Origin of the sequence: Streptomyces sp. NPDC051940, assembly GCF_040680895.1 — a bacterium.
Taxonomy (GTDB): domain Bacteria; phylum Actinomycetota; class Actinomycetes; order Streptomycetales; family Streptomycetaceae; genus Streptomyces.
Window position 1 is genome coordinate 13,696 of record NZ_JBFAXR010000103.1, and the last position, 18,083, is coordinate 31,778.

The following is an 18,083-nucleotide window of genomic DNA, read 5'->3' on the forward strand; positions in this document are numbered from 1 at the left end:
CCCGTCGTACAGGGGCGCCGAAAACGTCAACCGCGCGAGGCGCCGGATCCTTCCAGGGCCCGCGCCACCCGTACGGCGTCGGCCGACGCCCGCACCTCGTGCACGCGCACCGCCCACGCGCCCTCGCGGGCCACGATCGCGGTGACGGCCGCGGTCGCGGCGTCCCGCTGGCGGGCCGGCGGCGGGGCGGCGGCGTCGTCGCCGGCCAGTACGCGGCCCAGGAACCGCTTGCGGGAGGCCGCGACGAGCACCGGGCGCGCCAGCGCGGTGCGCAGCCGGTCCAGGCCCGCCACCAGGGCCAGATCGTGCTCCGCCTGCTTCGCGAAGCCGAGCCCCGGGTCGACGACGATCCGCTCCAGCGCGATCCCGCCCTCGACGGCCGTCTCCACGCTCTGCCGCAGCTCGTCGACCACCTCGGTCACGGTGTCGGCGTAGACCGCGCGGTCGTTCATGTCGACGGACTGGCCGCGCCAGTGCATCACCACGAACGGCACCCGGGCCTCGGCCACCACCCGCACCATGTCGGGGTCGGCCCGCCCGCCGGAGACGTCGTTGACCAGCGTGGCGCCCGCCTCGACGGCCTGCGCGGCGACGGACGCCCGCATAGTGTCCACCGACACCGGGACGCCCGCCCGGGCCAAGCCCCGTACGACGGGGATGACGCGGCGCAGCTCCTCGGCCTCGTCCACCCGGGTCGCCCCGGGGCGGGTCGACTCGCCGCCCACGTCGACCAGGTCGGCGCCCTCGGCGACGAGCTCCAGGCCGTGCTTGACGGCGAGACCGGTGTCGAACCACAGGCCGCCGTCGGAGAAGGAGTCGGGTGTGACGTTCACGACGCCCATGACCGCACACCGGTCCCAACCGGGAAGTCCCGCCACCTGGCCACGCACGCCGTCGTTCATACGACCAGCGTATGCCGCGCGCCGCCGGGGGCGCGCCGACCGGGGTCAGCCCCCGCCGAAGGCCCGCGGCAGCGCCACGTCCACCGGCTCGACCAGCCAGGTGAAGCCGCCCAGGCCCGAGGCGTCGAGGAGCTCGCCCGCCTGGGACGCCTGCGCCAGGGCGCGGACGTAGCCCGCGGGGTCCGACGACGCCAGCGCGAGCGGCGGGCGGGCGCCGTCCACGCCCAGCGCGCGCAGCGCGTCGCGCTGCGGCAGCAGCAGCGCGCCCGGACCCGCGCACGCGTCCAGGGCGACGTGTGCGGTGAGGTCGCACGTGCCGTCGGGCACCGGGTGCACCTCGCGGCCGTCGCGGAAGCCCGTGAGCGTGCCGAACGGCGGGCGGTCCGCGCGGGTGTGCGCGTAGTCCACCGCGACCGCCAGCCCCGCCCGTACGGCCGAGCGGGCCGCCGCCCACGCCGCGTCGCGCGCCGTTCCCAGCTCGACCCGCGCCCCGTACCCGGCGACCGGCCACCACCGCCGCGCCCACGCCGCGTCCGCCGCGGACAGCGGGCCCGCGAGGCGCTCGCCGCCGTCCGGGGCGACCTCGACGTACCGCAGGCCGCCGGAGGTGTCGGACTCGGCGATGTCGAGGGGGACGTTGTCCAGCCACTCGTTCGCGAACAGCAGCCCCGTCAGCCCGGGGGGCACCGACGCCCCCCACCCGATCCGGGGATCCAGCCCGCCGGGCCGGTCTGCCATCTCCACCGCGTACGGGCGGACCCGGCCCGGCCCGTCGTACAGCGACAGCACCGCGGACACCAGCTCGCCGCGCCCCGCCCCGACGTCCACGAAGTCCACCTCGGGCGGGCCGCCGAGGCCCAGCGCGACCTGCCGCAGCAGCTCGGCCACCGCCCGCGCGTACAGCGGGGAGACGTGCACGGAGGTGCGGAAGTGGCCGGCCGGGCCCGGCCCCGAGCGGCGGTAGAAGCCCTCCGGTCCGTACAGGGCGTCCTGCGCCGCCGTCCGCCATCCGCGCCAGTGCTCACCGTCCACGGAGGACACCGTAGGGGGTGCGCCGCCCGCAGGCCGGGGGGTCCCCGAGCCGGTGCCGCCCGCAGGCCCGGGGTGTCCCCGACCCGCGGGGCATCCCCGCCTCCACCCTGCGGAGTACGTGCACCGGGCAGGGATCGACCCCCCGGGGGACTCCCGGGCACCCCGGGGGTGCCTACGCTGGGTGACGTGCAGCGCGTATACGAATACCTCCGACGTCATCCGACGCTGGTCGACACCTTCTGGGCCGTCGTCCTGCTCGTGATGTCCGTGGGGTTCCTCATCGCGCTGGAGACCACCCGGGACGGGACCCGCAGCCCGCACGCGCCCGACGGGGACGTCGAACTCACGGTGGCGATCGTCATCGCCGTCGCCTACTGCGTCGCCGTCGCGCTGCGCCGCCGCGCCCCGGAGCGGGTGCTCGTGGCCGTCACCGCCATCGGCGTGCTGCAGGTGGTTCTCGGCAGCTGGCCGATGCCCGCCAACTTCGCCATGCTCGTGGCGATCTTCACCGTCGCCTCCCGCGACGTCGTCTGGGCCTCCCGCTGGGCCCTCGTCGGCGGCGCCCTCGCCCCGACCATCTCCGCCCTGCGCTGGCCCGACACCCAGCAGTCCCTGGCCAGCGCCATCGCCGGTACCGTCTTCATGACGGTCTGCTTCCTGATGGCCTGGGTCCTCGGCGACTCGCTGCGCACCCGCCGCGCGTACTACGCGCAGCTGGAGGAGCGCGCGCGCCGGCTGGAGAAGGAGCGCGAGGCGCAGTCCCGGATCGCGGTGGCCGCCGAACGCGCCCGGATCGCCCGCGAGCTGCACGACGTGGTCGCCCACAACGTGTCCGTGATGGTCGTCCAGGCCGACGGCGCGGCGTACGTCCTGGACACCGCCCCGGACCAGGCCAGGAACGCCCTCGCCACCATTTCCAGCACCGGCCGCCAGGCGCTCACCGAGATGCGCCGGCTGCTCGGCGTGCTCCGCACCAACGAGCGCGGCGAGCCGGGCCGCGAGTACGTCCCGCAGCCCGGCGTCGACCAGCTCACCGACCTCGTGGACCAGGTCCGCGGCGCGGGCCTGACCGTCGACTTCAAGGTCGAGGGCACCCCCTGCGACCTGCCCAGCAGCATCGAGCTCACGGCGTACCGGATCGTCCAGGAAGCCCTCACCAACACCCGCAAGCACGGCGGCCCCGACGTCGGCGCCACGGTGCGGCTGTCGTACGGCGACAAGGGCGTCGAGCTGCTCGTCGAGGACGACGGCCGCGGCGCGCAGCGCGAGCTGTACGAGGAGGGCGGCGCGGACGGCCAGGGCCACGGCCTGATCGGCATGCGCGAGCGGGTCGGCATGGTCGGCGGCACGCTGGACGCGGGCCCGCGCCCCGGCGGCGGCTTCCGCATCACGGCGATGCTGCCGCTGCGGCCGGCGGGTTGAGGCCCGCGCCCCGTTCGACCAGACTCCCGCCGACCGCTGTACGACAAGGAGCCCCGCCCATGACCATCCGCGTGATGCTGGTCGACGACCAGGCGCTGCTGCGCACCGGCTTCCGGATGGTGCTGGCGGCCCAGCCCGACATGGAGGTCGTCGCCGAGGCCGGCGACGGCGCGGAGGCGGTGGCGACCGCCGCCGCCACACCGGTCGACGTCGTCCTGATGGACGTCCGGATGCCGAGGATGGACGGCGTCGAGGCCACGCGGGAGATCTGCGCGGCGGGCGAGGGCGCGCCCAAGGTGCTCATCCTCACCACCTTCGACCTCGACGAGTACGCCTTCTCCGCGCTGCGCGTCGGGGCCAGCGGCTTCATGCTCAAGGACGTGCCCCCGGCCGAGCTGCTCTCCGCGATCCGCGCCGTCTACAACGGCGACGCGGTCGTCGCCCCCAGCACCACCCGCCGGCTCATCGACCGCTTCGCGGCCGTGATGCCCGCCGCGTCCGGCGAGAAGGCGCACCCGCAGGTGGCCCGCCTCACCGACCGCGAGCGGGAGGTGTTCCTGCTGGTCGCGCAGGGCCTGTCGAACGGCGAGATCGCCGCGCGGCTGGTGCTGTCGGAGGCGACCGTCAAGACGCACGTGGGCCGGATCCTGACGAAGCTGGAGCTGCGGGACCGGGTGCAGGCAGTGGTGCTGGCGTACGAGACGGGGCTGGTGCGGGCGGGAGGCTGACCGCCGGCCGGGTCTTCCCGGACCCGCGGCGGGGCCACCACAGCGCCCGGCCCAGCAGCACCGCGAGCGCCGGGACGAGGACCACCGAGAGCACCAGGGCGGAGAGCAGGATGCCCACGCCTGTACTGAAGCCGACCTCCCGGGTGGCCGGGTCCGCCGTGAGGCCCGCGAACGAACCGGCGAGCACCAGACCGGCCGTGGCGATCGCCGGCGCGGTGTGCCGTACCGCGGCCGCCACCGCCCGCCGGGGCGCCGTGCCGTCCGCCATCTCCTCCCGGATGCGGTCGCTGATCAGGATGTTGTAGTCGGTGCCCAGCGCGACGACGAACAGGAACAGCACCAGCGGCAGCACGAACGACACCCCCGGGTGGTCCAGCCCGTGCTGGAAGACCAGCGTGCTCGCGCCCAGCGTCGCCGCGAAGCCCAGCCCGATCACGGCCAGCAGCACGATCGGCGCCAGCAGCGACCGCAGCAGGAGCAGCAGGATCACCGCGATGAGCAGCGCCGCCACCGGGAACACCAGCCGCAGATCCTTGCCGACCGCGGTGGAGACGTCCGCGAACACGGCCGCGGTGCCCGTGATGTGCGCCTCCGCGCCGCCCGGGGTGTGGGCGGCGATCGCGGCCCGTACGGGGCCGGAGACCAGGTCGCGGGCCTGCCGGGTGTCGGAGCCGGGGGTGAGGTAGACGTCGAACCGGGCGGCGGAGCCGCGCTCGTTGAGGACGGGCGCGCCCACCTCGCCGACGCCGGGCACCTTCGCGAGGGCGTCGGCCAGGGCCGTGACCTCGCCCTCGGGCAGGGCGCGGCCGCGCACGTACACCGTGTGCGGGTCGGAGGCGCCCGCGGGCAGACTGCGGGCGATCCGCTCGGCCGTCTCCACGGCCTCGGTGCGCTTGCCCGCCGGTTCGTCGTACGACATCCGCACCCCGGCCGCACCCGCCGCCAGCACGCCGAGCAGCGCCACGCAGACCAGTACGAAGCGCCCCGGCCGGCGGCTCACCGCCTCGCCGAGTCGGGCGCTCGGGCCGCCCGTACGCTCCCGCCGCCACGCGCGCGACGGCCAGAACATCGCCCGCCCGAACACCGCCAGCAGCGCCGGCATCAGGGTCAGGCTCGCCAGCAGCATCACCAGCACCGACACCGCGATCGACGGGCCGAGCACCCGGAACTGCCCGAAGCTCGCCAGCCCGAGCGTCGCGAACGCCGCCACGATCGTCAGCGCCGCGCAGGCGACGGCCGTGCCGACGCGTCCGGCCGCCTCGGCCGCCGCCTCGTGGCGGGTCAGCTCCGGCCGCGTACGCAGCAGCTCGCGGAAGCGGAAGAGCAGGAACAGGAAGTAGTCGATGCCGATGCCCAGCAGGACGACGCCGATGAGGGAGGGCGTGGACGGGTCGAGCCGGAAACCGAGGAGCTGGGCGGCCCCGGCGACCGCGCCGAGCCCCGCGCCGCCGATCACCGTCACCGCGAACAGCGGTACGACGGCCGCGAGGACGCTGCGGAACGCCAGCACGTTCAGCAGGACGATGAGGCCCAGCGTGAGGATCTGGACGACCATCCCGGTGCGCTCGCCCGCCTTCTGCTCGTCGACGGTGGTGGCGAGCCCGCCGGTGAACCCCGCCGCCAGGCCCGTCCCGGCGAACTCCGCGCGCGCCGTGTCGCGGAAGGACGTCCACACCTCGTGCAGCCCCGGGTCCAGGGCGTTGCCGCGCAGGGAGACCGTCAGCAGCCGGAAGGCGCCGTCCGGGGCGACGGGGCCGGGTGTCACGGCGGGCGTCTGCGAGTAGTCCTTCATCAGCGGCTCGCGCTCGCCCTGGACGATCCGGTGCGCGGCCAGCCGGCCGGCGGTCCGCTCGATACGGGCCAGGTCGCCGGCCGTGAGCCGGCGCTCGTCGGTGCGGTGGACGACCATGGTCACGGCGTTGGCGTCCGGCTTCTCGCCGAACTCGTCGCCAGCGATCCGCAGCGCGGCGGCCGAGTCGTACGTCCCCGGCAGGAACTCGCCCGCCGACGAGCCGGTGACGCGGTACATCATCGACTGGCCGGCGACGCTCAGCCCGATGCCGACGACCGCCCAGACGACGATCACCAGCCAGCGCCGGCGGACGGCGTACGAGGTGATGGTGCGGATCATGGGTCCCTTCCCTTTCCGGTGGCGGCCGGCGACGGGTCCGGCCTCTTTCCAGGCCATCACGGGGAATCCGGCCGGACGTCGGCCGCGGGAAGGGGCCGCGACCAGGACCCGGGTACTGCCTCCGCGCCCGCACCGGACCCGGGTCACGGGCCGGGATCGTCCTGGCCGGGCGGGTCGGGCGGCGGGGGCCGGTGCGATAGTTGCCGTGGTCCCGGCGCACCGCCGTCGGGAGGTTCCGTACCAGCTCAAGACCGCGAGGAGACGCCCGAGTGACCCCCGCCGCGGCGCGCGCGCCGCGCGCCGTCCCCCGCCGCCGGTACGACGTGCTGATCGCGTGCGTCGCGACCGCCGCCGACACCGCCGCGTGGCTGGCCGCGGGCCGGCCGTCGTGGCCGCTCGCCGGCGGCGTCGGCCTGGCCCTGCTCGCGCTCGGCGCCGTGGCGCTGTCCGTCCGGCAGCGGGCGCCGCTGCCGGTCCTCGGGGTGGTCCTGGTGGTGCAGCTGGTCACCGGGTTCCTCGCCCCGATGCCGGACTCCTTCGGGCTGACCACGGCCGTCGCGCTGTACACCGTCGCGCGGCTGCTCCCCACCCGCACGGTGGCCCTGGCGGCGGGCGCGACGACGGCCGTCCAGGTGGTGCGGTCCGTACAGGGCGACGAGCAGCTGGCGGCGCGGGGGCTCGCCAGCGTCGTGTCGGTCGCGCTCGTGGTCGCGGTGGGCATCGGCGTACGCAACTGGCAGCGGCAGCGCGACCTCAACGAGCAACTGCTCGCCGACCGTGCCGTCACTGACGAACGCCGCCGCATCGCGCGGGAGCTGCACGACATCGTGGCGCACCACATCACCACCATGTACCTGATGTCCGGCGGCGCCCGGGCCACGCTCGAGTCCGACCCCGCCGCCGCCCGCGAGGCCCTGGTCACCCTGGAGGAGTCGGGGCGCACCGCGCTCGGCGAGATGCGGCAGCTGCTCGGGGTGCTGCGGGCGCCCGGTCCCCCGGAAGGCGAACCGTGGGCGCCGCAGCCGGGTGTCGCCGACCTTCCCGCACTCGTCGCCGAGGCGTCGGCGGCGGGCCGGCCGACGGAGCTGGAGATCACCGGGGGCGAGCGGTCGCTGCCGCTGCCCGTCAGCCTCGCCCTGTACCGCGTGGTGCAGGAGGCGCTGACCAACGTCCGCAAGCACGCGGGCGAGGCGCGGACGGTGGTCCGGCTCGGGTATCTGCCGGACGGGGTGGCGGTGGAGATCGCGGATGACGGGAGCTCTGCGGGCTCCGTGGGCGCTTTCGGCGGTGGTGGGGCCGGGGGTTACGGTCTGCTGGGGATGCGGGAGCGGATGGCGGTGCACGGCGGCACCCTCGAGGCCGGGAGGCGTGAGGGCGGCGGGTTCCGGGTGGCGGCGAGCGTGCCGCTCCCCGTGCCGGACGGGTCGAACGGGGAGGCGGGGCGGAATGCGACCGACTGAGACGGCGGACCCCGCACGGCTGACCGTCCTCATCGCCGACGACCAGCCGCTCGTACGCCGTGGCCTGACGCTCGTCCTGCGGGCCGATCCGTCCATCGAGGTCGTCGGCGAGGCCGGGAACGGCGAGGAGGCCGTGGAGGCCGCGCACCGGCTGCGGCCGCGCGTGGTGCTGATGGACGTCCGGATGCCGGTGCTCGACGGCGTACGGGCCACCGAGCGGCTGACCGCCGAACTGCCCGGCTGCCGGGTGCTGGTGCTGAGTACGTTCGACGTGGACGAGTACGTCGTGGGCGCGCTGCGCGCGGGCGCGGCCGGCTTCCTGCCGAAGGACGTCGCCCCGGAGGAGCTGGCCGCCGCGCTGCACACCGTCGACCGCGGCGAGGCGGTCGTCGCCCCGCGGCTGCTGACCCGCCTCATCGCCGCGTACGTCACGCCGACCGTGGCGTCCCCGCCCCGGCGGGCGGCGGCCCTGGAACAGCTGACCCCGCGCGAGGAGCAGGTGCTGCGGCTGATCGCGCGGGGACTCGACAACACGGGGATCGCCCGGGAGATGGGCATCGGCGTCCAGACGGTGAAGAACCACGTGACGGGCGTCTTCGCCAAGCTGGGCGTGCGGGACCGGGCGCAGGCGGTGATCGCGGCGTACGAGTCGGGGCTGGTCCGGGCGGGCGAGGCGTAGGGACGTCAGCGGGTCTCGCGCACGAGCGCCAGGAACGCGTCCACGGCCTGCGCCACATCGCCGGCGGTCCACTCCAGGGCGGACGCCGACACGGTCACCTCGGTCACGGAGATCCCGGGCGGCATGCCGGGCTCCGTCCACCGCCGGAAGAGGACGGTCTTCTGCTCCTCCGCCATCCGCAGCGAGCACTCCGTCAGCACCTCCGCCGAGTACGGCAGCCACACCTGGAACTGGTGCGTGTGCGGAACGGCGGGATACACCCGGTGCCAGGACTCGCCCGCCTCGGTGAACGCGGAAGCCAGGGCGGCGGCGACGGTCTTCGCGTGCGCGACGTACTCGGGCAGCCGGGGCAGCTCGTGCTCCAGCCCGTACAGGGCGGTGAGCACGGCCGGCCACTGCTGGAACAGCTGCCCGCCGTACCGGTGCCGCCAGGTCCTCGCCTCGTCGATCAGCGTCGCGGGGCCGGCGAGGGCGGCGCCCGACACGGCGCCGAGCGACTTGTAGAAGGAGACGTACACGCTGTCCGCGAGCCCGGCGATCTCCGGCAGCGGCCGCCGGAAGTGCTCGGTGGTCTCCCACAGCCGCGCCCCGTCGAAGTGCACGACCGCGTCCCGCTCCCGCGCGGCGCCGACGGTCTCCGTCAGCTCCTCCCACGACGGCAGTACGAACCCGGGCTCGCGCATCGGCAGCTCCAGCATCAGCGTCCCGAAGGGCTCACCGACGCCGGCGACCTCCGCGGCGCTCGGCGTGCGCGGCGCGTCGGTCACGTGCACGGCGCGCAGCCCGCTGACGACGGCGTACGCGTCCCGCTCGTGCACCTCGAGGTGGTGCAGCGGATGGGAGACGACGACCTCGCTCCCGGTCCGCCCCGCCCAGCACCGCAGCGCCACCTGCTGCGCCATGGTCCCGGTCGGAAAGTACGCGGCGTCCTCCTTCCCGAGCACCTCGGCGGTCCGCCGCTCGAGCTCCTCGACGACACCGGTCCCGTAGACGTCGACGGGCTGCCCGAGATCGACCCCACCGACGGCGATCGCACCCATCCGCGCAAGGGCGTCCTCGATGCTCACCGCGAGCGGCCCCCCGGACAGGGCGCGACGCGCGGCTCGCTGGGCGGCGAAGTGACGGAGCTTGTCGTCTTGGCTCATGGGGCGAGGATGACATGCCGGGACCCCTCCCAGCGCGACAGGCACCGCTCCCAGCCCGTCCGGCGCTTGAGGCCGAGGCGCGCAGCGCCGACCGCGTCAGCCGACGCAAGGCGACCTCCAGCCCGTCCGGCGTCTGAGGACTGAGGCGCGAAGCGCCGAACCGCGCCGCAGGCGCCGGCGCAAACCGCACGTTGCAGCGTGACCGCAGCACCCCCTCAGCCCGTCCGGCGTTTGAGGACTGAGGCGCGAAGCGCCGAATCGCGCCGCAGGCGCCGGCGCAAACCGCACGTTGCAGCGGGACCGCAGCACCCCCTCAGCCCGTCCGGCGTTTGAGGACTGAGGCGCGAAGCGCCGATCCGCGTCAGCCGGCGCAACCCCAGAGCGCAACGAGGCCGCCCCTGCGGGGATAGCGTACGATTGACGAGAAGTCCGGTACCCCATGGAGGACTGGAACGGAAGGCACACCGCGTGACCCCCAACGACGCAACCGCACCACCACCCCAGGGCGAGAAGCCCGCGAGGCTCACCGTGGGAGTCGTCGGCGCCGGCCGCGTAGGCCCCGCGCTGGCGGCCGCGCTCGCGCTCGCCGGACACCGCCCCGTCGCCGTGAACGCCGTCTCCGACGCCGCCCGGCGCAGGGCCGACGAGCTGCTTCCCGGCGTCCCCGTCACCGACCCGGCCGACGTGCTGGCCCGCGCGGACCTCGTCCTGCTCACCGTCCCGGACGACGTCCTCCCCGGCCTCGTCGAGGGCCTGGCCACGACCGGCGCGATCCGGCCCGGCCAGCTCCTGGCCCACACCTCCGGCCGCTACGGCGCCGCCGTACTCGACCCCGCCACGCGACGAGGGGCCCTGCCCCTCGCCCTGCACCCCGCGATGACCTTCACCGGCACCGCCGTCGACGTACAGCGCCTCGCCGGATGCTCCTTCGGCGTCACCGCCCCGCAGGAGCTGCGGATGGCCGCCGAGGCCCTCGTCGTGGAGATGGGCGGCGAGCCGGAGTGGATCGAGGAGGAGGCCCGCCCGCTGTACCACGCCGCCCTCGCGATCGGCGCGAACCACCTCGTCACCCTCGTCGCCCAGTCCCAGGAGCTGCTGGCCAAGGCCGGCGTCCAGGCCCCCGAGCGCATGCTCGGCCCCCTGCTGGGCGCAGCCCTGGACAACGCGCTGCGCAGCGGCGACGCCGCCCTCACCGGCCCGGTGGCCAGGGGCGACGCCGGCACCGTGCGGGCGCACATCGAGCAACTGCGGGCGCACGCGCCCACCGCCGTACCCGCGTACGTCGCCATGGCCCGCGCCACCGCCGACCGCGCGCTGGCCAACGGACTGCTGAAGGCCGAGCTGGCCGAGGACCTGCTCGGGGTCCTCGCGGACGGAGGATCCCGGTGACCGATCTGATCAGGCACTGGGAAGACCGCGGCAGCCCCGAGTTCGCCGGGCTGACCGGACCCACCGCCGTCGTGATGACGATGGGCGCCCTGCATGAGGGGCATGCCTCCCTGATCCGTGCGGCCCGTGCCCGTATGGGTCGGTCCGGAGCGGTCATCGTCACCGTGTTCGTCAACCCGCTGCAGTTCGGCGCGAACGAAGACCTCGACCGTTACCCCCGCACCCTCGACGCCGATCTGAAGCTGGCGGAACTGGCCGGCGCGGACCTCGTCTACGCCCCGCCCGCCGACGAGGTCTACCCCCACGGGCAGCCCAAGGTGCGGCTCAGCGCCGGCCCGATGGGCGAGGTGCTCGAAGGCGCGTCCCGCCCCGGCCACTTCGACGGCATGCTCACCGTCGTGGCCAAGCTGCTCCACATCACCGAGCCCGACGTGGCCTTCTTCGGCGAGAAGGACGCCCAGCAGCTCGCCCTCATCCGGCGCATGGTGCGCGACCTGGACTTCGACGTCGAGATCGTGGGCGTCCCCACCGTCCGCGAGGACGACGGCCTCGCGCTCTCCTCCCGTAACCGCTACCTCTCCGCCGCCGAGCGCCGCACCGCCCTCGCGCTCTCCCGCGCTCTGTTCGCCGGCCGCGACCGGCTCGCCGCGGAGGCGGCGCTCGCGCAGCGCGCCGAGACCAGCCCGGCGGGCGCGCACTGGGCCCGCGAGCTCACCGCCCTCGGCGAGGAGCGCGCCGCCGCCGACGCGCACGCCCGCGGGTACGCCCCGCTCGCGCGCCCCTCGGCCGTACGGGGCGCCGCCCAGCACGTACTCGACGAGGCCGCGCGCCTCGATCCGCCCCTCGAGCTCGACTACCTCGCGCTCGTCGACCCCGACGACTTCACCGAGGCCGGCGACGGCTTCACCGGCGAGGCGGTCCTCGCCGTCGCCGCGAAGGTCGGCACCACCCGCCTCATCGACAACATCCGGCTGACGTTCGGAGCGACAGGAGTCCCCGCATGACCGGCATACGGCTGACCGCCCCCGCGCCGGGCTGGTCCATCGACGCGGACGTCGCGGTCGTCGGCTCCGGCGTCGCCGGCCTCACGGCGGCCCTGCGCTGCGCCGCCGCGGGCCTGCGGACGGTCGTCGTCACCAAGGCCAACCTCGACGACGGCTCCACCCGCTGGGCCCAGGGCGGCATCGCCGCGGCCCTCGGCGAGGGCGACACCCCCGAGCAGCACCTCGACGACACCCTCGTCGCCGGCGCGGGCCTGTGCGACGAGGACGCGGTACGGCTCCTGGTCACCGAGGGTCCCGCCGCGGTGCGGCGCCTCATCGACGCGGGCGCGCACTTCGACGAGGACGACGCCGGCGGCATCGCCCTCGCCCGCGAGGGCGGCCACCACCGGCGCCGGATCGCCCACGCGGGCGGCGACGCGACCGGCGCGGAGATCTCCCGGGCGCTGGTCGCCGCGGTGCGCGACGCGGGGATCGAGACGATCGAGCACGCGCTCGTGCTCGACCTGCTGAAGGACGGGGTCGGCCGTACGTCCGGCGTCACCCTGCACGTGATGGGCGAGGGCGCGCACGACGGCGTGGGCGCGGTCCGCGCGCCGTCCGTGGTCCTGGCGACGGGCGGCATGGGCCAGGTCTTCTCCGCGACCACGAACCCCACGGTCTCGACGGGCGACGGCGTCGCGCTGGCCCTGCGGGCCGGGGCGGAGGTGTCGGACCTGGAGTTCGTCCAGTTCCACCCGACGGTGATGTACCTCGGCCGGGACGCGGAGGGGCAGCAGCCGCTCGTCTCCGAGGCGGTACGGGGTGAGGGGGCGTATGTCGTCGACGCGTCCGGTGAGCGCTTCATGGTCGGTCAGCACGAACTGGCCGAGCTCGCGCCGCGCGACATCGTCGCGAAGGGCATCACGCGGCGTATGCAGGAGCAGGGCGCCGAGCACATGTACCTCGACGCGCGGCACTTCGGCGCGGAGATGTGGGCCGCGCGCTTCCCCACGATCCTGGCCGCGTGCCGCGCCCACGGCATCGACCCGGTCACGGACCTGATCCCGGTCGCCCCCGCGGCGCACTACGCCTCCGGCGGCGTCCGCACGGACCTCGCGGGCCGTACGACGGTCCCCGGCCTCTACGCCTGCGGCGAGGTCGCCTGCACTGGCGTCCACGGCGCGAACCGCCTCGCGTCGAACTCCCTCCTGGAGGGCCTGGTCTTCGCAGAACGCATCGCGGCGGACGTGGTGACGTCCTCCGGAGGGCCGACGGCGGTGACCCCGGCAGACGGTGACGGGTGGCATGTGGGCGGGGGCACAACTCGCGGCGCAGCCGCGAGCGCCGGCCCGGCCCCGACGACGCAGGGCGACCACCTAGTCGCCCCGGAAACCCGCGCCCAGATCCAGCGCATCATGACGCGAGGCGCAGGCGTCCTCCGCAGCGCGGAGAGCCTCGCGGCAGCCGCACAGGAACTCGACCGCATACGCGACGAAGCGAAGCCCGACGCCGAACTCCCCGGCGTCGAGACGTGGGAGGCCACCAACCTCCTCCTCGTCGCAAGAGTCCTCACCCGCACGGCCGCCCTCCGCGAGGAGACCCGCGGCTGCCACTGGCGCGAGGACCACCCCGACCGCGACGACACCGCCTGGCGCCACCATCTGCTCGCCACGCTCACCCCGGACGGATCCGTGGCGACCCGACCGACCGCCACCACCGCCTTCCCGCCCAGCCGGCCCACCCCGGCCGTAACGCCCACCCAGGAGCAAGCGTGACCACCCCGACCCCCAACCGCCCCCAGCCGGTCGAGCTGACCCTCCTCCCCCTCGGCGGCCCGAGCGAGCCGGCCGGAGGCTGCGGCGACGCCTGCGGCTGCGGCGCGGGCGAAGGCGACAGCTACGAGCACGACCCCCTCGAGTGCGGCCTCGACCCCGACCTCGCCGAGCTCCTCGCCGACGCGGGCCTGGACCCGGTCCAGGTCGAGGACATCGCCCACATGGCCATCGAGGAGGACCTCGACAACGGCGTGGACGTCACCACCGTGGCGACGATCCCCGAGGACGCCGTCGCGACCGGCGACTTCACGGCCCGCGAGGACGGCGTCGTCGCCGGCCTGCACATCGCCGAGGCCGTCCTCTCCGTCGTCTGCACGGACGAGATGGAGGTCGAACGCCACGTCGAGGACGGCGACCGCGTCACCGCGGGCCAGGTCCTGCTCTCCGTGACGACCCGGACCCGCGACCTGCTCACCGGCGAGCGCTCCGCGCTCAACATCCTGTGCCGCCTCTCCGGCATCGCCACCGCCACCCGCCGCTGGGCGGACGCCCTCGAGGGCACGAAGGCCGAGGTCCGCGACACCCGCAAGACGACCCCCGGCTTCCGCGCGCTGGAGAAGTACGCCGTACGGGCCGGCGGCGGCGTCAACCACCGTATGTCGCTCTCCGACGCGGCCCTGGTCAAGGACAACCACGTCGTCGCCGCGGGCGGCGTCGCCCAGGCGTTCAAGGCGGTCCGCACCGAGTTCCCCGACGTACCGATCGAGATCGAGGTCGACACCCTCCACCAGCTCCGCGAGGGCCTGGACGCGGGCGCCGACCTGATCCTGCTCGACAACTTCACCCCCTCCGAGACCGCCGAGGCCGTCGCGCTCACCGCCGGCCGCGCGATCCTGGAGTCCTCGGGCCGCCTCACCCTGGACAACGCCCGCGCGTACGCCGAGACGGGCGTCGACTATCTCGCGGTGGGCGCCCTCACCCACTCCTCCCCGATCCTCGACATCGGCCTGGACCTCCGCGAGGAGCGCGTCTGATGCTGCTGACCATCGACGTCGGCAACACCCACACCGTCCTCGGCCTGTTCGACGGCGACGAGATCGTCGAGCACTGGCGGGTGTCCACCGACCCGCGCCGTACCGCGGACGAACTCGCCGTACTCCTCCAGGGCCTGATGGGGATGCACCCGCTGCTCGGCGAGGAGCTCGGCGACAACATCCACGGCATCTCCATCTGCTCCACCGTCCCCGCCGTCCTGCACGAGCTGCGCGAGGTCACCCGCCGCTACTACGGCGACGTCCCCTCCGTCCTGGTCGAGCCCGGCGTGAAGACGGGCGTGCCGGTCCTCATGGACAACCCCAAGGAGGTCGGCGCCGACCGCATCATCAACGCCCTCGCGGCGATCGAGCTGTACGGCGGCCCGTGCGTCGTCGTGGACTTCGGTACGGCGACGACGTTCGACGCGGTGAGCGCGCGCGGCGAGTACGTCGGCGGCGTGATCGCGCCCGGCATCGAGATCTCCACGGAGGCCCTCGGCGTACGCGGCGCCCAGCTCCGCAAGATCGAGATCGCCCGCCCGCGCAGCGTCATCGGCAAGAACACCGTCGAGGCGATGCAGTCCGGCATCCTCTACGGCTTCGCGGGCCAGGTCGACGGCGTCGTGGGCCGGATGGCACGGGAACTCGCACCCGACGACCCGGACGACGTCACCGTCATCGCGACCGGCGGCCTCGCCCCGATGATGCTGGCCGACTCCTCGGTCATCGACGAGCACGAACCCTGGCTCACGCTGATCGGCCTGCGGCTGGTGTACGAGCGGAACATCTCCCGTACGACGTAGGCCGGTCGGCCCCGGGCAACCCACAAGGGCCCTGTGGGAGTCTTGTCATACAGCACGCCAGTGCGTACATGACAGGTCTGTGGGGACATTGACGCGATGGGGGAGAGCGAGAAGGGCATCCGCGGCACTGGCCGCCGCGGTGGCCCTCGGCGCCCTCATGCCCGGGGCGGTGCCCCCGGCAGCGGCGGCGTCCGCCGGGCCGGTGCTGGGCGTCGAGGTCCCGGAGACGGTGTATCTGCCCGAAGAGGGCCGCGGCGCGGGGGACTTGTTCGGGGTGACGCTGACGCTGCCGCCCGGCGCGGGGCGCGGCGCGCCGGGAGTGGCCGCTTCGCCCACCCCCGTACAGCCTGACCCCGACGGCACGGTCACGCTCATACCCGACGAGCAGCCCACATCCACCGCCCGCGACGTGGAGCTGGTCGTCGACGCCACCGCCCTCGCCGGTGTCGCCGAGGTCGCGGACACCGGCGCCTGCGACGCCGCCGGACTGGTCTTCACCTGCGCCTGGCCGTCCCTCGCTCAGCGCACGGAGGTACGGCCGTTCGCGCTGCGCGGCGCGCAGGGCGTACGCGCCGGAGCGCACGCCACGATCACGCTCACCGCACGAGCGGCCGGCGCCGCGGACACCACCGCCCGCACCGAGGCGGTCGTCGGCCGCCCCGTCCTCGCCGAACTCCGCCACGACCCCCTGCGCGGCCTCAGCCCCGGCGAGCCCTTCACCCTCACCCCGGCGATCGCCAACCACGGCGAACTGGCGGCGCCCCGCGGCATCGGCGTCCGCCTCCAGGGCACCACGGGCCTGCGCCTGGCCCGCGAGTACGGCAACTGCCGCTACAAGCCCGCGCCGGACGCGGCCGCGTACTGCGTCTTCGCCACCCCCGTGACCCCCGGCCACGCGTACACCCTCTCCGCCCCCTTCCACTTCACGCCGGCCGAGGACCTCATGTACGGGCAGGTCTCGTACGACGCGTGGATCCTGGGCGGCGACACCCCCGACGACGCGGCCTCCTACGCCGTACGCGGGTCCGGCCCCGCCCTCACCCTCGAACCGGCCGCGGACCGGGACTTCGCGGAGCCCGGCGGGCTGCTGGACGTGGGCACGCTGCAGACGGCGGACTACCAGGCCGTGGGCGGCGTCGTCGAGGGCGCGGTCGGCGAGACGGTCGAGGTGGCCCTGGGCGTCCAGAACGCGGGCCCGGGCTCGATGGCCCTGGCGGGCGGCACCGGCCGGTACGTGGTGACACCGCCGGAGGGGACGACGGTGGTGGGGATCCCCGGTACGGGCTCGGCTGCCGGCTGGGCCTGTGACCGCGGAGGGTCCGGGTCGTACGTCTGCGACCTCCCGGAGGTCTTCCCGGCCGGTACGGAGGACACGCTGGTGTTCCGGGTCCGGGTGGACCGGGCGGTGTCCGGCGCGCCCGGGCGGATCCAGTCGCTGGCGCGTACGGACTTCCCGGCGCGGGACGCGGTCCCGGCGAACGACACGGCACCGGTGCTGCTGCGCGTACGGCCGGCGACGGCTTCGCCCTCGCCGTCCACGCCCCCCGCTTCGTCCCCCGCCTCGTCCTCGCCTTCGCCTCCCCCCGCGCCTTCGTCGCACGGGGGCGCGATGGCGCCCACCGGCATCTCGCGCCTTGTCCCCTGGCTGATAGCGGCCTCGGCCGGCGCCCTGGGCCTGGGCTCGGTCACGCTCGCGATGATCCGTGTCCCGGGGCGGGGGAGGGCGGGCGCCCGGCAGGCGTAGCCCGGACGGCCGCACTTCGCGGCCGGCCTTCTTCGCCCGCCGGGGCGCGCCGGTGCGGCGATCGGAGCCGGACCCGCGCCGGATGCGCGACGCGCGCCCCCGCGCGCGCCTCGCGCGCAAACGCCCTGGAAGGGCCTAAAGTCGGATTATGCCGACGCCATACGGTTCGCGAGGCGGCATGGTCTTCGGCCCGGACGAGCTGCACACGCTCCGCCGGGCGCTGGCCGTCGCCACCCAGCCGCAGCCCTCAGCGATGTCCGACCAGGACTTCGCCGACAGCTGCCTGCGGCTCCTCGCGGACGTGGCCGAGGCCAGCCTCGAAGCCGCACGCCGCGACGCGTTCGTCGCGGACGAGCTGCGCCGCTACCGCGCCGCACTGCCCGGCGCGGCGGCGGGCTACACCGAACTGCTCGAGCAGGCGCTCGCCGACGGCCATACGCCGCTGGTGAGCGACGTGGCCGCGCTCCGCGCCCTGGTGGGACTGCCCGCCGGGGCGAAGGAGACGGGCCGCCGCCGTGCGCTGCTCCGCCGCCTTGAGCACCTGGCGGCCCGGCGTACGGCCCAGGGGGTCCCGCCCGCGCGGGAGACATCGCGCGGACGTCCGCTGATCGCACTTCCGGGAGGTCGTATGTCCGAGGAGACGACGCAGGATCCGGCCCCGACGCGGGCCCCCCAGAAGCACCCGGCCGCCCCCACGGCACCCGGCACCCCCCCGGGCCGCCGCCCGGTCCCCACCCCAGCCGAGGTCTTCCCCCCGGGCCGCCGCAGGTCGTCCCCGCCCCAGGCGGACACGCCCCCGGGGGCGGAGGCGCTTTCGGCTTGACGGACGGGGGGTCTGGGGGGCTGGTAAGCCCCC

The 18,083-nt window shown here is 75.2% G+C and carries 15 protein-coding genes; 11 read left to right on the forward strand and 4 right to left on the reverse strand.

Going from position 1 to position 18,083, the window contains the following annotated elements:
* Nucleotides 1-26 precede the first annotated feature (26 nt).
* Complete coding sequence (folP, locus tag AB0M28_RS30255; protein WP_365412008.1) at nucleotides 27-902, reverse strand: dihydropteroate synthase; 876 nt, start codon at nucleotides 900-902, stop codon at nucleotides 27-29.
* A 45-nt stretch (nucleotides 903-947) separates the two neighbouring features.
* A complete protein-coding gene (locus AB0M28_RS30260; RefSeq protein WP_365412011.1) occupies nucleotides 948-1,934 on the reverse strand; it encodes an SAM-dependent methyltransferase in 987 nt (328 codons plus the stop codon).
* 186 nt (nucleotides 1,935-2,120) lie between these two features.
* Between AB0M28_RS30260 and AB0M28_RS30265 the strand changes: the two genes are divergently transcribed.
* Together AB0M28_RS30265 and AB0M28_RS30270 are read left to right on the forward strand one after the other, a co-directional pair.
* Nucleotides 2,121-3,356 carry a sensor histidine kinase gene (locus AB0M28_RS30265; protein WP_365412014.1) on the forward strand — a complete coding sequence of 412 codons (1,236 nt, stop codon included), beginning with the start codon at nucleotides 2,121-2,123 and terminating at the stop codon, nucleotides 3,354-3,356.
* A gap of 59 nt (nucleotides 3,357-3,415) precedes the next feature.
* Nucleotides 3,416-4,084 carry a response regulator transcription factor gene (locus tag AB0M28_RS30270; protein WP_365412017.1) on the forward strand — a complete coding sequence of 223 codons (669 nt, stop codon included), beginning with the start codon at nucleotides 3,416-3,418 and terminating at the stop codon, nucleotides 4,082-4,084.
* Here AB0M28_RS30270 and AB0M28_RS30275 read toward each other — a convergent pair.
* A complete protein-coding gene (locus AB0M28_RS30275; protein ID WP_365412020.1) occupies nucleotides 3,981-6,215 on the reverse strand; it encodes an MMPL family transporter in 2,235 nt (744 codons plus the stop codon). The genes AB0M28_RS30270 and AB0M28_RS30275 overlap by 104 nt on opposite strands.
* 269 nt (nucleotides 6,216-6,484) lie before the next feature.
* Here AB0M28_RS30275 and AB0M28_RS30280 point away from each other — a divergent pair, with 269 nt between their 5' ends.
* Nucleotides 6,485-7,675 carry a histidine kinase gene (locus AB0M28_RS30280; protein ID WP_365412023.1) on the forward strand — a complete coding sequence of 397 codons (1,191 nt, stop codon included), beginning with the start codon at nucleotides 6,485-6,487 and terminating at the stop codon, nucleotides 7,673-7,675.
* Complete coding sequence (locus AB0M28_RS30285) at nucleotides 7,662-8,354, forward strand: response regulator transcription factor (protein ID WP_365412025.1); 693 nt, start codon at nucleotides 7,662-7,664, stop codon at nucleotides 8,352-8,354. The genes AB0M28_RS30280 and AB0M28_RS30285 overlap by 14 nt, the downstream gene beginning before the upstream one ends.
* Nucleotides 8,355-8,359: 5 nt before the next feature.
* Here the strand turns inward: AB0M28_RS30285 and AB0M28_RS30290 are convergent, their stop codons facing one another.
* Entirely contained in the window at nucleotides 8,360-9,499 is a 1,140-nt protein-coding gene (locus AB0M28_RS30290; protein ID WP_365412028.1) for a beta-eliminating lyase-related protein, read from the reverse strand.
* A gap of 468 nt (nucleotides 9,500-9,967) precedes the next feature.
* On the opposite strand from AB0M28_RS30290, the gene AB0M28_RS30295 reads away from it, so the two are divergent.
* From AB0M28_RS30295 to AB0M28_RS30325, 7 genes are all read left to right on the forward strand, one after another.
* On the forward strand, nucleotides 9,968-10,888 hold the full coding sequence (locus AB0M28_RS30295) for a DUF2520 domain-containing protein (protein ID WP_365412031.1): 921 nt from the start codon (nucleotides 9,968-9,970) through the stop codon (nucleotides 10,886-10,888).
* Between the two features lie 74 nt (nucleotides 10,889-10,962).
* The gene (gene panC, locus AB0M28_RS30300; protein ID WP_365412053.1) at nucleotides 10,963-11,892 is read left to right on the forward strand and encodes a pantoate--beta-alanine ligase; all 930 of its coding nucleotides are present in this window, start codon (nucleotides 10,963-10,965) and stop codon (nucleotides 11,890-11,892) included.
* Nucleotides 11,889-13,646: an L-aspartate oxidase gene (locus AB0M28_RS30305; RefSeq protein ID WP_365412034.1), complete on the forward strand. Its 1,758-nt coding sequence runs from the start codon at nucleotides 11,889-11,891 to the stop codon at nucleotides 13,644-13,646. Before panC ends, AB0M28_RS30305 begins: the two co-directional genes overlap by 4 nt.
* Nucleotides 13,643-14,680: a carboxylating nicotinate-nucleotide diphosphorylase gene (nadC, locus tag AB0M28_RS30310; RefSeq protein ID WP_365412036.1), complete on the forward strand. Its 1,038-nt coding sequence runs from the start codon at nucleotides 13,643-13,645 to the stop codon at nucleotides 14,678-14,680. The genes AB0M28_RS30305 and nadC overlap by 4 nt, the downstream gene beginning before the upstream one ends.
* Nucleotides 14,680-15,483 carry a type III pantothenate kinase gene (locus AB0M28_RS30315; protein WP_365412039.1) on the forward strand — a complete coding sequence of 268 codons (804 nt, stop codon included), beginning with the start codon at nucleotides 14,680-14,682 and terminating at the stop codon, nucleotides 15,481-15,483. Before nadC ends, AB0M28_RS30315 begins: the two co-directional genes overlap by 1 nt.
* Before the next feature lie 169 nt (nucleotides 15,484-15,652).
* On the forward strand, nucleotides 15,653-17,227 hold the full coding sequence (locus AB0M28_RS30320; protein ID WP_365412041.1) for a hypothetical protein: 1,575 nt from the start codon (nucleotides 15,653-15,655) through the stop codon (nucleotides 17,225-17,227).
* 148 nt (nucleotides 17,228-17,375) lie between these two features.
* Nucleotides 17,376-18,050, forward strand: a complete 675-nt coding sequence (locus AB0M28_RS30325) for a hypothetical protein (RefSeq protein ID WP_365412044.1) — start codon at nucleotides 17,376-17,378, stop codon at nucleotides 18,048-18,050.
* The last annotated feature ends 33 nt before the right edge of the window (nucleotides 18,051-18,083 follow it).

What these genes read in the sequence shown, in the direction of transcription:
- folP (WP_365412008.1), bottom strand. Translation starts at nt 902, where the DNA reads ATGAACGACGGCGTGCGTGGCCAGGTGGCGGGACTTCCCGGTTGGGAC.
- AB0M28_RS30270 (WP_365412017.1), top strand. Translation starts at nt 3,416, where the DNA reads ATGACCATCCGCGTGATGCTGGTCGACGACCAGGCGCTGCTGCGCACC.
- AB0M28_RS30275 (WP_365412020.1), bottom strand. Translation starts at nt 6,215, where the DNA reads ATGATCCGCACCATCACCTCGTACGCCGTCCGCCGGCGCTGGCTGGTG.
- AB0M28_RS30285 (WP_365412025.1), top strand. Translation starts at nt 7,662, where the DNA reads ATGCGACCGACTGAGACGGCGGACCCCGCACGGCTGACCGTCCTCATC.
- AB0M28_RS30290 (WP_365412028.1), bottom strand. Translation starts at nt 9,499, where the DNA reads ATGAGCCAAGACGACAAGCTCCGTCACTTCGCCGCCCAGCGAGCCGCG.
- panC (WP_365412053.1), top strand. Translation starts at nt 10,963, where the DNA reads ATGACGATGGGCGCCCTGCATGAGGGGCATGCCTCCCTGATCCGTGCG.
- AB0M28_RS30305 (WP_365412034.1), top strand. Translation starts at nt 11,889, where the DNA reads ATGACCGGCATACGGCTGACCGCCCCCGCGCCGGGCTGGTCCATCGAC.
- AB0M28_RS30315 (WP_365412039.1), top strand. Translation starts at nt 14,680, where the DNA reads ATGCTGCTGACCATCGACGTCGGCAACACCCACACCGTCCTCGGCCTG.
- AB0M28_RS30325 (WP_365412044.1), top strand. Translation starts at nt 17,376, where the DNA reads ATGCCGACGCCATACGGTTCGCGAGGCGGCATGGTCTTCGGCCCGGAC.